This window comes from Vibrio sp. 11986-1-5, assembly GCF_963878025.1.
In the GTDB taxonomy this organism is placed as follows: Bacteria; Pseudomonadota; Gammaproteobacteria; order Enterobacterales; family Vibrionaceae; genus Vibrio; species Vibrio injensis.
In genome coordinates this window covers 357,317-370,874 of record NZ_CAWNVW010000022.1, presented here as the reverse complement: position 1 = coordinate 370,874, position 13,558 = coordinate 357,317, and the positions used below count along the sequence as shown (strand labels likewise).

Below are 13,558 nucleotides of genomic sequence, written 5' to 3'. Positions count from 1 at the left end.
CGTCCCCTTATCGATAGAGATAAGGGGACTGATGGCGGAGTGAATTTAGAAGAGGATCATCCCCTCAAAGACTCAATAGCCTGACAAGTAGACGAGTAGGTTTAACTCTACTACTTAACGTAAAAACGCGGATTAGCCGTGCCCCATATGGTGTAAAGCTCAGGGAAGATGAGATCGCTATGCGTTTCAATATCATCGACACTGATTTGTTTTTTGCCTTGAGCACCGAACAGTACAACTTCTTGTCCAGATTGAACGCCTTTAATTGTTGATACATCAACCATAGTGGTGTTCATTGAGGTAACGCCAACCACGTTTGCCCACTGACCATTGATCAGTACTTGCGCTTTATTGCCCATTTTTCGCGGATAGCCATCGGAATAACCAACCGGTAAATTGGCCAATACGGTGTCGCTGTCCGTGATATGAGTACTGTCATATCCTACTGTCTTGCCTTTTGGTAGGTGATGCAGTGATGCGATGCGAGTTTTGAATGAGACAATAGGAAGGTATTCTGGATTGGTTGGTAAATCACCATACAGCACGCCACCAGGGCGAACCATGTCTAATTGAGCTTCGGGTACATTAAGCGCCGTATATGAGTTAGCAACGTGAAATTGAACCTCTTCGCGTTTCAATGGGCCTTGCTCAACCAGCCAATTGGCATGTTGGTTAAAGGTCGCTAATTTTGCACGAATATCATCGGGATTATAATTGGGGAAATGTGTCATGATCCCAACAATTTGTAAGCCTTTTTGCTGAGTAATACTGAGTGCTTCCTGTTTCCCTTTTTCATGGCTCATATCAACACCATTACGGCCCATACCACCATCATTTAACGCTAAATGCGCTTTGATAGGTGAACCTAAACGTTGACCTAATTGAGCAAGATCCATCGCTTGTTGTTTGGTGCCGATCAACTCTTCAATATTCAGCTCGGCGACAGCGGCAATTTCGTTAATGGTTGCAGATCGAACACGCATCAGTTGACCTTGAAAGCCACTTTCGCGTACTGCACGTGCTTCAGCATTACTGGTGATGGCGACACAAGGAATACCTTGTTCGATGATCGTTGGCATTAAACCACGGATGCCATTGCCATAAGCATCAGCCTTCATCACTGCACAAATTTTACTGCTTGGGTTAATGTGTGATTTAAACCGTTCAATGTTGGTTTTAAATTGACCTAAATTGATTTCAAGCCAAGCATTGGATTGAGCGATTTGCTCTGCGGAAGGGACGGTGGTATCAAGCGCTAATGGAGCTGAATGGCTGAGAAAAGAAGGTAGGGCGCTCGCCAAAGCGATAGAAAGTAGCGTAGCTTTAAAATGCATAATGTCTCCAAATCGGGGCATGAAATTTAAAAATCGAATTTCGCTTAACTTCATATGAACATCAGTATAGCGAGAATCTCAGGTTGTTTTGATAAGGTATTAGAATAGACGTTTAATCTGTGATGGGCGTTTGAAAAACCAACGGTAGGGAAATCCGTGAGTATAAAATGACAGCCCAATAATATAAACGCCTACCATCTGTTTAGAGAGTAGGCGTTTTATAGAGTATTCTAAACGATTGTTAGAATAGCGTATTTTATTGAAGTTTGAAACGCATCATCGAGTTTTGTAATGATACGGACAGTTGCGCCAATTCGGTACACGCTTGTGCGGTTTGATTAGCACCTTGAGCCACCTCTTGAGAAGCATGGTGAATATTTTCAATATTACGCGTTAATTCATCGGCAACGGAATCTTGTTGGCTACAAGCGCTGGCAATTTGCGCCCCCATATCGGCCACTTGAGCAATGGATTGCTCGATAGAGTGCATGAGTTGTTGTGAATGGTTACCTTGTTCAACACAGTTATCAATACTTGCACACGAGCGATCGGTACCTTCCTTAGCCTGTTTCGCCATGTTTTGCAGTTTTTCAATAATAGAGGTAATTTCACCCGTTGAATCTTGTGTGCGTCCGGCAAGGGTTCTAACCTCATCGGCCACCACAGCAAAGCCTCGACCAGATTCGCCAGCGCGAGCCGCTTCAATGGCAGCATTGAGTGCAAGTAAGTTGGTTTGATCGGCAATACCACGAATAACATCGACAATCATATTGATTTGATTAGATTGTTGTTCAAGCTCAGAAACCGTTTGACCCGTTTGAGTAATGATTTCTGCGACCTGACCAATCGCATTAACCATCAATTTATTATCGCGTGCGCCTTCTTGCACTTGTTTATTGGTTGAATCAATTTCATGCGCCGAGCTTTCGGTATTGCTGGCAACATCGGCAACGGCAGCCTTCATCTGATTCATCGCCGTCGCGACTTGTGTGATTTGATCTTGCTGCTCTTGCATGCCTTGAGCTGCTTGAGAGGAAATTTGTGACATCTCTTCTACTGCGCTACTTAGTTGGGTTACCGCTGAAATAGTCTCTTCAATTAAGTGGCGAAGATTGTCTTGCATGGCGATTGAGGCGTCGGCCAATTCACCAAGCTCGTCATTGCCAATCGCTTGTCGATTGAGTTTTTGTGATAAATCACCTTTAGCAATCGCATTCGATTGTGCGACCACTAACTTTAATGGCCCGCAAATGATCTGCGTTATAAAGTAGGTGACCAGCGCCATAATAACTAAGATCGCGATGTTGATGATACTCGAACTCACATCAATCCGATGTACCGCTTTAAGGATGTAGTCTTTATTGCCATCCATCGCTTGGCTAAGAATGCTTTCTAATTTTTTTATGTCGGTTTCAATTTGACGAAAATCTTGATTGGAGCGGTTTAAAATATCTAAGGCTTTAATCTGCTCGTTGGCTGCTAATGCTTGATTGAATTCAACCATGGTCTGATTGTAGCTTTGCCAATGTCGCATCAGTTGATTGAAGATGCGCTCTTCTTCACCAGGCCAAATATCCTGCCCGTATTTCTTTAACTCCGCCTCGATTTCTTGTTGCAGTTGACGGCTTTGATTGAGTCGATTGGTAATATCGCTGCGATCGCTAGAAAGTAATGAAGCAAATTGAGTGCGACGCCAATAAGACAGTTTATCACCAATATTATCGACCGCTTCAAAAGCGGGGAAGGTGTCTTCGGTAAAGTTAATGAGTTGATTTTTAATCTCACGGTGTTCCGTATGTAAAAACCAAGCAAATAAAATGTTGATAAGAGCAATGAGCCCAAATCCGCTGGCTAATTTTTTGCTAATCGACATATTTTTTAAAAACATGAATAAGCTACCTTACATTGGGTGGATTGGATTGGCACCAAACACAACTCCCTTGTGCACTTATTATCCAACGATGATTTGTTAAATATCCATAATCTGTGACTTTGGTTCAATTAATTGTGTATTTTATCACTATTTTTATTACCTGTGTTGCTAGTTATAAAAATAGTCAATAAATCACCAAAAGGAGAGGCGGTGATTAAAAAAATTTTCCCTAGAAGATGAGATCAAGGCGAGGTTTTACTGATTTTCCGCGCTAGTGATTGAAACTAATAGATATTCGTTGATCTACCCCTAAGTATTTCTTTCAGGTATAGGCATAATTCATGCTGGCTTCGAACTGTAACTATTTGTAATAGTTATTAACTTACAACAGTTATTAACTAACAATAGTTATCAACGGGTCGTGGATAAGCGATCTGGCCATTATTCGTGGTTTTTATGCACATTGTCTCTGGAAGAGTAACTATGATACGCCCCTATATTAAGTACATTGTCCCGTTAGCGATTCCCTTATTGATCCTCCTTTTACCCCTCTCTGCTTTTCCTTTTGAGGGGCTGACCATTATCCAGCAGCGAGTAATTGCGATTTTCCTGTTAGCGGCCTTATTGTGGGTATTTGAACCGATCCCGATTTATGCCACTTCAGTGGTGATCATTGTTTTAGAACTACTGATGTTATCGGATAAAGGCTTGTGGCTATTTAAAAATAAGCAGCATCTTGCGGAATTTGGTGGGCTATTAAAACATAGTGACATCATGGCGACTTTTGCTAGTCCGATCATTATGTTGTTTCTCGGCGGTTTTTTCTTAGCGATGGCGGCGACTAAGTACCGTTTGGACGTCAACTTGGCAAGGGTATTACTCAAGCCTTTCGGTCAAAATCCTAAATTTGTCATGTTAGGTTTGATGTTGATCACTGGTATTTTCTCAATGTTTATGTCCAATACCGCAACCACAGCCATGATGCTCTCGATTTTAACGCCAGTTATCGCCGTTTTTGGCCCGAAGGATCCGGGCCGAATTGCTTTCGCCTTATCGATTCCGGTTGCCGCTAATATAGGTGGCATTGGTACGCCTATTGGAACGCCGCCGAACGCGATCGCTTTAAAATATTTGGTCGGCGATAACTTAATCACGTTTGGTGAGTGGATGGCTTTTGGTGTGCCTTTTGTGATCGTATTAATGGCGCTGGCTTGGGTGCTGATTGGATTTATGTATCGAGCAGAACAAAAAACCATTGAATTAAGTATTAAAGGTAAATTTCTTAAAACACCGAAAGCGATGGTGGTTTATGTCACCTTCGCACTGACCATTTTATTATGGTTAATGGGATCGACGCATGGCATGGACTCTTATACCGTGGCGTTAATTCCGGTTGCGGTGTTCTCGGTGACAGGGATCATCAATAAAGAAGATTTGAAAAAAATCTCCTGGGATGTGTTGTGGTTAGTCTCTGGTGGTATCGCACTGGGTTTAGCGCTTGATAAAACAGGATTAGCGGAATTAGTCGTTAATAGCATTCCTTTTGATCATTACTCGCCTTATGTCGTGTTATTTGGTGCGGCGTTCTTATGTTTATTGATGGCGAATTTTATGTCGCACACCGCGACAGCAAACTTATTGATGCCAATTATGGCGGCATTGGGTACTTCTATGGTCTCACTGACGCCATTGGGCGGTGAGTTAACTCTAATTCTCGTCGTTACTTTTGCAGCTTCGCTAGGGATGTCACTGCCGATCAGTACTCCGCCTAATGCTCTCGCTCATGCGACCGGTCATGTACAAAGTCATCAAATGGCACGAGTTGGCGTTATCCTAGGTATTGTTGGTGTGTTGATGAGTTTTGTGATGATTTGGTTTTTACACTTTATTGGACACATTGGTTAATTAATGATGCTGGAAAACATGGATCCGCAGATGCAGGTATTAGTTGAGCGTTATTTTACTCATGCTCAGCGCTGCATCTGTTTACCCAGTGGCTCGATAATTCTTAAGCAAAATGGCTATAACGATCGCCTCTATTACGTAAAATCGGGTGAGCTACTCGGTCAATTTAGAGAAAAAGAGGGAAAAGCCATTCCGATTTTTTCGGCCTCAGCGGGTGCCTTTATCGGTGTACACAGTTTTTTCTCTGGTCATTGGATAGCGTCTTCCACGGTGATTGCGCAAACCGATGTTGAGCTCGGTTGGATTGATCGACATACGCCAGTGATTGAGCCACAGCAGTTTGGTCCGCTGAGTACCCAGTTTATGCCAGTGATTGTTGCCGAGCTTTCGCGTCGTCAACGACGCGCGATGCAAGAAGCGGTCGCCAAAGAAAAAGCGCTTGAGCGGTTACATATGGCGGAACAGATGACGACCTTAGGTCAGTTAGCCGCTGGTATTTCTCATGAATTAAATAACGCAATTGGCGTAGTAAGCAGTAAAACAGAACGGTTAGAAAGCTTATTTATTGAGCTGTTGCATGAAGTGCATCCCGAAGCCAGTCAGTTTTTTGATTTTGGTTTGTTGTATGGGCAAAAAGTGTCGTCGAGTGAAGCGCGCGAACGTGGCGCACACTTTGCGCAGCGCTATCAATTGCCGAAAAATCTCGCTCGTGAATTAGCTCGGGCAGTACCGGAGGAGACACTGTCCGCTCATTGGCTGGCCAATCCACATTTAGCGATTCGCTATTGGCAAATGGGGCGTGATTTACACGATTTACGTGTTGCCTCGAAACATGTGGTTGGGATCGTGAAATCGGTCAAACAATTGGGGCGTAGCGAGATCCATTTTGATGAGCAGTTGGATCTGAATGACACGCTAAATCGGGCGTTAGCATTATTGCAAAGTGATTTACGTCGAGTCTCGGTGCGGATGCGTCCCGGAGTCTTACCAATCTTAAAGGGATCGCAGACCGAATGGGTACAAGTATGGGTGAATATCATTAAAAATGCTTGTGATGCTATGCTCCAAACAGAGCATCCGGAAATAGATATCCATACTCGATATGATAAACAACGCATTTTGATCACTATTGCTAACAATGGGCCAGAAATCGATGAAGCCACACGGCGGAGAATATTTCAGCCCAGTTTTACCACCAAAAAAGAGGGATTATCGTTTGGTCTTGGGTTAGGGTTGGCGATTGTTAAGCGCATTGTGACCAGTTATGGCGGAACTACGGTTGTCAAAAGCAATCATGAGAAAACGATTTTCAGGATAAAACTACCAGTCGAGGATGGATATGGAGAAGCTTAATATTATTTGTGTCGATGACCAAAGGGAAGTGCTCAGTGCGGTGTTGCAAGACTTGCAACCGTTAGCGAGTTGGTTACAGATAGAAGATTGTGAATCAGCAGATGAAGTATTGCAACTGATGGACGAATTAGACGCTGAAGGTGAGTTTATTGCTCTGATTATTTCTGATCATGTGATGCCAGGAAAAACGGGTATTGAACTACTCAGCGAGATCACACAAGATCCTCGTTTTATCGGTACGAAAAAGGTCTTACTCACTGGACAAGCGACCCACTCTGATACGATTAATGCGATAAACACCGCAGGCATCAACCGTTATTTTGATAAACCATGGAGTACAGAAGCGTTGATCGCCAGTGTTAGACAACTAGTGACAGAATTTATTTTTGACAAAGGGTTGGATTACACGCAATGGCATCAAGAGTTGGATCAAAACGTGGTGCTAACTCGCGTTCGCTAAATTTAACCTCAACTCAGCGTGATGATTAGCTCACGCTGAGTTCGCTATTTCTACTATTTTTGCTATTTCAGCTCGTCGGTTTTAGTCGATTTAGTGTGATCTTGACACGGTGTCTTACAGTTACAGACTTTATCAATCTCAACCTTTGCCAGACCGCCACAACTACCCTGAATCGGTTTTCGCCGAGCCATTACGCCAATGCTCATTAAGAGCACCATCAATAGAAAAACGCCAAAAGCGATCAAGTACACCATGTTTATGACTCCTTTTGTGTTTCGTATGGGTTAGCGGTGAATCGTAAAAATACGCTGTAACTTTTTTAACGTTGTTGGGTTGAGTTTAGTCCTTGCTTGCGAAGAATGACAACCTTGCTTTGTTTGGCAGGGTTTCTGGTGTTTATGAATCGAAGGACGAGCGTAAGCCAGATCGGTGATTTCCTGAAGTTCAGTAAGGGTAAGCTGAGCCAATGAGCGGCGAGCTGGATAGGCGAAGACTTTGATACCTAGCTTAAATAGTGTCGATAGCATCGCCTGACCGATATTTTTTACGATTACAGCCTCGACTTTATGTTGCCGTAACAGCTCAAGCAGCGCCGCTTTTTGAGCGCAGCGTTGAGCTGGGTCATGAGGTCCAGTGACAACAACCCTTTGCTGCTCGGTCACAGAGTTAATCAATAAAAATTCGGATGCTTTGGAAAAATGGCTACTGAGTTTTTGACCTTGGCTGGGTATGGCATAGATCATATCAATATTCCTATTGTAGTGAGAGAAGAGTGAGAAGTGGATATTGTGCGCCAGTAATTAGCATATGCCAATTATTTTCTGTATTTTGCCTGTTTTTTTATCTAAGAAATCGTGGGTTTATCTTTGAGTGGACTTATTGATTGTCGACAATATTTGTTGAGATGATTCGATAATACAACGCCACAATCACTAACATTTAATTTTTTCTATAATTAACGGGGGTTCTATCAGGTTTTTTGATTGTTGTTGCGATGGTTTTTTGTGCGACCTTAGTCTAAATTGTCGCCGCTTTGCTTGATTGTCGACAATTGGTTGTTTATGGTAAGCGGTATCAGCAAGTCGAGGTTGTTCGTATTAACCACTCATCAGCTTGATGAGCTCAGCGTAATGACTGATGCGAGGTAGAAGAGCCAAGTGAATAAACACACAGATAACGAAAAAGAACATACTAAATCGGAAAGTTTAACCGAGTTTTTGATAGAGGCGATTGTCTCTGGCGACATTGCTCCGGGAAGTAAAATTTCTGAGCCTGAGTTAGCTAAACATTTTCAGGTCAGTCGAGGGCCTTTACGTGAAGCGCTGATGCGGATTGAAGGCTTAGGGTTGATTGAGCGTATTCCTCATGTTGGGGCTAGAGTCATTAAGCTTTGTCAAGAAAAGCTGGTGGATTTGTACGGCGTAAGAGAAGCGTTGGAAGGAATGGCGGCTCGTTTAGCGGCGCGTCATATTACCGAAGACGAATTGTCTAGCTTAGAGCAATTACTCATCACGCATTCTCGTCATATTGAACAAGTCGATGGGGCGGGCTATTTTCATCAATATGGTGATTTTGACTTTCACTATCGAATCATTCTAGCCAGTCGTAACCCACAATTGATTCGTTTGCTGTGCGATGAGCTTTACCATTTGCTGCGTATGTATCGATATCAATCGCCTCGTTCTCATTCTCGACCGATTGCCGCCCTTGAAGAGCATAAATTTATTCTGCAGGCGATACGTCACCGTGATGAAGAGTTGGCGGAGATGTTGATGCGTAGACATATTGCTTATAGCCGGCGCTTAATTGAACAGCAAATTAAGCTCGATAATCATACTAAGGAGTGTTTATGAGCATCAGTCCGGGAGCTAAATTTAAGCTTGCCCTTCACCAGCAGCAACCTTTACCCATTGTCGGTACGATTAATGCTTATTGTGCGATGATGGCTAAACAGATCGGCCATCAGGCTATTTATCTATCCGGTGCAGGCGTCGCGAATGCATCCTATGGATTGCCTGATCTTGGCATTACGGCATTAAATGACGTACTGATTGATGTCGAAAGGATCACGAATGCTTGTGATTTACCCTTGTTAGTGGATATTGATACCGGATTTGGTGGCGCGTTTTCGATTGCTCGGACGATAAAGCTAATGGAAAAAGCAGGGGCGGCGGCGGTTCATTTGGAAGATCAAGTGGCTCAAAAACGTTGCGGCCATCGTCCAAATAAAGCCATTGTTAGCCAACAAGAGATGGTTGACCGACTCAAAGCTGCGGTCGATGCTCGTCATGATAGTGATTTTGTGATCATGGCGCGTACTGATGCACTGGCCAACGAGGGCATGGACAAAGCCATTGAAAGAGCGATTGCTTATGTTGAGGCGGGGGCCGATATGTTGTTTCCCGAAGCGATGACGGAATTGGAACAATATCAACAGCTCGCTTTGGCATTACAATCGGCAACCGGAAAAAACGTACCGATTCTTGCCAATATGACTGAGTTCGGCCAAACCCCACTGTATAGCAAAGCGCAATTGGCACAGGCTAGTGTTGCCATGGCCTTGTATCCTCTCAGTGCGTTTCGCGCCATGAACCACGCTGCAGAAACGGTTTACCGCCACTTATTGAACAACGAGCATCAACAGGCGTTATTAGACGAGATGCAAACTCGTCAGGAGCTTTACCACTATCTCGATTATCACACCTATGAGCAAACGTTGGATACGCTATTTTCAAAAGACAAATCTTAAGTTTTTTATGCGGGCGTGATAAGTACAGTGCGGTGGTTTATCGCGACAAGAGGATTGTCGCTTTAACCTCCAATACTGAATCAACAAAACTTAATGCGAAAAGGAGTTCATCATTATGTCTTGTCCCTCATCCTCAGGATTACGTGGTCAAAGTGCTGGCAGTACGGCACTGTGTACGGTGGGTAAAACCGGTACTGGTTTGACCTACCGCGGTTATGACATTACCGATTTAGCCAACCATGCTCAATTTGAAGAAGTGGCGCACTTATTATTGATTGGGCACTTACCGACTCAGCGTGAGTTAGACAGCTTTAAAGCGCGATTAATTGATTTACGAAGCTTACCTCCCGCGCTTGCCGAGGTCTTAGAGCGGATCCCCGCGACGGCTCATCCGATGGATGTCTTACGCACTGGCTGTTCGATGCTGGGCAATATCGAACCAGAGCAAGATTTTGCCCAGCAGTTAGCCAGTGCCGAGCGAATGTTAGCTCTATTTCCTGCCATTATTGCTTATTGGTATCGTTTTAGTCATCACGGAGTCAGGGTTGATACCCAGCAACATGGTGAAGACTCTATCGGTGGCTATTTTTTGGCAATGCTTAGTGATCGTGCACCGAGTGTACTGTTTAAACAAGTTATGCATTGTTCATTAATTCTATACGCTGAGCATGAGTTTAATGCGTCAACTTTTACCGCTCGCGTGTGCGCATCGACCTTGTCTGATCTGCATTCTTGTATTACTGCCGCGATTGGTTCATTACGAGGGCCATTACACGGTGGAGCTAATGAAGCAGCAATGGCGATGATAGAGCCGTGGACGACGGCAGAGGAAGCCGAGCAACATCTGCTGCGTATGCTGGCAGAGAAGCAGACCATCATGGGCTTTGGGCATGCGATTTACCGTGAATGCGATCCACGTAACGCCTTGATCAAACAGTGGTCTAAGCGCTTATCCGAGCAGGTAGGCGATAGCCATCTTTATGCGGTTTCTGAACGAGTTGAAGCCGTAATGCTGCGCGAAAAAAACTTATTTTGTAATGCCGATTTTTTCCACGCTTCGGCCTATCACTTTATGGGTATTCCGACCAAACTCTTTACCCCGATTTTTGTGCTGAGCCGTTTAACTGGGTGGGCTGCACATGTGTTTGAGCAGCGGGCTAATAATCGAATTATTCGTCCAAGCGCGGACTATATTGGGCCCGATCCTCAAGATTGGGTTCCGATAGATCAGCGTGGCTAATCGTGACACTGTTACTCAACGTGGTGGATTATTGAGGATCAAGAGAAGAGCATGAAGAGTCGTTTTAGACAAACCTTACCCGGAACCGAGATTGATTACTTTGACGCTCGCGCAGCGATTAACGCCATCAAGCCTGATGCGTATCAGAGCCTACCTTATACCTCGCGGATACTGGCTGAAAATCTGGTGCGCTGTTGTCCTAGTGAACAGCTTATGTCAGCATTAACACAACTGATTGAGCGTAAACGAGATCAGGATTTTCCTTGGTATCCCGCACGTGTAGTGTGCCATGATATTTTAGGTCAAACCGCTTTGGTTGATTTAGCGGGACTACGTGATGCGATTGCTGAGCAAGGCGGGGATCCAGCTCAAGTCAACCCCATCGTCGAAACGCAATTGATTGTTGATCATTCGTTAGCGGTCGAGCACGCTGGTTTTGACGCCGATGCTTTAGCAAAAAATCGTGCGATTGAAGACCGGCGCAATGAAGACCGTTTTCATTTCATTGAATGGTGCAAACACGCGTTTAAAAATGTCAGCGTGATCCCCGCTGGTAATGGCATTATGCATCAAATCAATTTAGAAAAAATGTCGCCAGTCATCCAGTTGAAGCAAGGAGTGGCCTTCCCTGATACTTGTGTGGGGACCGATAGCCATACCCCTCATATTAATGCTCTTGGGGTTATTGCGATTGGTGTTGGCGGCTTAGAAGCGGAAACCGTCATGCTCGGCCGACCATCGATGATGCGTTTACCGGATATTGTCGGGGTAAAGCTTATCGGCCAGCGCCAAGCTGGAATTACCGCGACCGATATTGTATTAGCATTAACCGAATTTTTGCGTACGCAGCGAGTGGTCTCAGCCTATTTAGAATTTTTTGGTGAAGGCGCTCATCAACTGACGATTGGCGATCGCGCCACCATCGCCAACATGACACCAGAATATGGTGCTAGCGCGGGTTTGTTCTATATTGATCAGCAAACTCTACGTTATCTTCAGCTCACGGGCCGCGAGCCAGATCAAATCGCGTTAGTTGAGCAATACGCGAAACAGACTGGCTTATGGGCTGATGCGTTACTCGATGTGCAGTATGAAAGAGTCTTAACTTTTGATCTCTCTCAAGTCGAACGCACCATGGCTGGGCCTTCTCAACCCCATCGCTGTTTACCTACCTCACAATTGGTTGAACGCGGTATTGCCCATACGCTAAGACAAGAGAGTACTCAATTCGGCTTACCTGATGGGGCGGTGATCATCGCAGCGATCACCTCATGCACCAACACCAGTAATCCGCGTAATTTGGTCGCGGCGGGATTACTTGCTAAAAAAGCCAATCAGCGTGGCTTGATACGTCAGCCTTGGGTGAAAAGCTCGTTTGCGCCCGGTTCTAAAGTGGCCAAACTGTATTTGGAAGAAGCCAACTTATTAACCGAGCTTGAAACGCTAGGCTTTGGGATTGTTGGCTACGCTTGCACAACCTGTAATGGAATGAGTGGTGCGTTGGATCCGGCCATTGAGCGAGAAATTCTTGCCCGTGATCTCTATACCACCGCAGTATTATCTGGTAATCGTAACTTTGATGGACGAATTCATCCTCATGCCAAACACGCTTTTTTAGCGTCACCACCGCTGGTTGTCGCTTACGCGATTGCTGGCAGTATTCGTTTTGATATTGAGCGAGATGCACTTGGTGTGGACAGTCAGGGGAGACCTATTTACTTAGCGGATATCTGGCCGAGTGATGAAGAGATTGATGCCGTGGTCGAGAGCTGCGTTAAGCCGCAGCAATTTCAGCAAGTGTATATTCAAATGTTTCAGCTACAGGATCCGACTCAGCAAACATCACCGCTTTATGATTGGCGTCCTAACAGTACTTACATCCGACGCCCTCCTTATTGGCAAGGCGCGCTAGCTGGCAAGCCGAGTTTAACTGGCATGCGTCCGTTAGCGATTTTAGGTGACAATGTCACGACTGATCACCTTTCTCCCTCGAATGCGATTTTAGCGAGCAGTGCCGCCGGAGAGTATTTAGCCAGCATGGGTGTTCCCGAAGCGGACTTTAACTCTTATGCGACTCATCGTGGCGATCATTTAACAGCGCAACGCGCCACGCTTGCTAACCCCAAACTATTGAATGAAATGGTCAAAGAGAACGGCGAAGTGATACAAGGCTCGCTAGCGCGGATTGAGCCAGAAGGGCGAGTCACTCGACTATGGGAAGCAATAGAAACCTATCTAGAACGTCAACAGCCGTTAATCATTATTGCTGGTGCCGATTATGGCCAAGGCTCTTCTCGTGATTGGGCGGCGAAAGGGGTACGTTTAGCTGGCGTTGAGGCGATCGTTGCCGAAGGCTTTGAGCGCATTCATCGCACCAATTTAGTCGGTATGGGGGTATTACCGCTGCAATTTATGACAGGGATGAACCGTTTAATCCTTGATTTAGACGGCAGCGAGTTATTTGATGTCCGCGGAGTGATCCAGCCAAATGCCACACTCACGTTGACCATCACTCGCCGAGATGAGTCTTCTTTTTCGATTCCGGTGATTTGTCGCCTTGAAACGGAAGATGAAGTTGATGTCTATCAAGCAGGCGGCGTATTGCCCCGTTTTGCTCAGCAATTTTTAGTGAAAGAGTAGCCCC

The 13,558-nt window shown here is 44.9% G+C and carries 11 protein-coding genes; 7 read left to right on the top strand and 4 right to left on the bottom strand.

The annotated features are described in order from the left end of the window. Nucleotides 1-110 precede the first annotated feature (110 nt). Entirely contained in the window at nucleotides 111-1,334 is a 1,224-nt protein-coding gene (gene alr, locus AACS00_RS07535) for an alanine racemase (RefSeq protein WP_110166990.1), read from the bottom strand. A gap of 256 nt (nucleotides 1,335-1,590) precedes the next feature. Further along, nucleotides 1,591-3,222: a methyl-accepting chemotaxis protein gene (locus AACS00_RS07530; RefSeq protein ID WP_110166989.1), complete on the bottom strand. Its 1,632-nt coding sequence runs from the start codon at nucleotides 3,220-3,222 to the stop codon at nucleotides 1,591-1,593. Nucleotides 3,223-3,693: 471 nt separating this feature from the next. Between AACS00_RS07530 and AACS00_RS07525 the strand changes: the two genes are divergently transcribed. The 3 genes from AACS00_RS07525 to AACS00_RS07515 are packed head-to-tail and all read left to right on the top strand — an operon-like array spanning nucleotide 3,694 to nucleotide 6,925. After that, nucleotides 3,694-5,112, top strand: coding sequence for an SLC13 family permease (locus AACS00_RS07525; protein WP_181397515.1), 1,419 nt, complete (start codon nucleotides 3,694-3,696; stop codon nucleotides 5,110-5,112). A gap of 30 nt (nucleotides 5,113-5,142) precedes the next feature. Next, the gene (locus tag AACS00_RS07520) at nucleotides 5,143-6,465 is read left to right on the top strand and encodes an ATP-binding protein (RefSeq protein ID WP_110166987.1); all 1,323 of its coding nucleotides are present in this window, start codon (nucleotides 5,143-5,145) and stop codon (nucleotides 6,463-6,465) included. Further along, nucleotides 6,452-6,925, top strand: coding sequence for a response regulator (locus AACS00_RS07515; protein WP_110166986.1), 474 nt, complete (start codon nucleotides 6,452-6,454; stop codon nucleotides 6,923-6,925). The genes AACS00_RS07520 and AACS00_RS07515 overlap by 14 nt, the downstream gene beginning before the upstream one ends. 62 nt (nucleotides 6,926-6,987) lie before the next feature. On the opposite strand, the gene nqrM is transcribed toward AACS00_RS07515, so the two are convergent. Both nqrM and AACS00_RS07505 read right to left on the bottom strand, forming a co-directional pair. Further along, complete coding sequence (nqrM, locus tag AACS00_RS07510; protein WP_110166985.1) at nucleotides 6,988-7,179, bottom strand: (Na+)-NQR maturation NqrM; 192 nt, start codon at nucleotides 7,177-7,179, stop codon at nucleotides 6,988-6,990. A gap of 30 nt (nucleotides 7,180-7,209) precedes the next feature. Then, the gene (locus tag AACS00_RS07505; RefSeq protein WP_110166984.1) at nucleotides 7,210-7,668 is read right to left on the bottom strand and encodes a NifB/NifX family molybdenum-iron cluster-binding protein; all 459 of its coding nucleotides are present in this window, start codon (nucleotides 7,666-7,668) and stop codon (nucleotides 7,210-7,212) included. A gap of 414 nt (nucleotides 7,669-8,082) precedes the next feature. Between AACS00_RS07505 and AACS00_RS07500 the strand changes: the two genes are divergently transcribed. The 4 genes from AACS00_RS07500 to acnD all read left to right on the top strand — a co-directional run bounded on the left by AACS00_RS07500 (nucleotide 8,083) and on the right by acnD (nucleotide 13,554). Continuing rightward, nucleotides 8,083-8,778: a GntR family transcriptional regulator gene (locus AACS00_RS07500; RefSeq protein ID WP_072669404.1), complete on the top strand. Its 696-nt coding sequence runs from the start codon at nucleotides 8,083-8,085 to the stop codon at nucleotides 8,776-8,778. Next, nucleotides 8,775-9,674 carry a methylisocitrate lyase gene (gene prpB, locus AACS00_RS07495; protein WP_110166983.1) on the top strand — a complete coding sequence of 300 codons (900 nt, stop codon included), beginning with the start codon at nucleotides 8,775-8,777 and terminating at the stop codon, nucleotides 9,672-9,674. The genes AACS00_RS07500 and prpB overlap by 4 nt, the downstream gene beginning before the upstream one ends. Before the next feature lie 115 nt (nucleotides 9,675-9,789). Next, entirely contained in the window at nucleotides 9,790-10,914 is a 1,125-nt protein-coding gene (gene prpC / locus AACS00_RS07490; RefSeq protein ID WP_110166982.1) for a bifunctional 2-methylcitrate synthase/citrate synthase, read from the top strand. Nucleotides 10,915-10,965: 51 nt separating this feature from the next. Further along, entirely contained in the window at nucleotides 10,966-13,554 is a 2,589-nt protein-coding gene (gene acnD / locus AACS00_RS07485; protein WP_110166981.1) for a Fe/S-dependent 2-methylisocitrate dehydratase AcnD, read from the top strand. Nucleotides 13,555-13,558 lie beyond the last annotated feature (4 nt).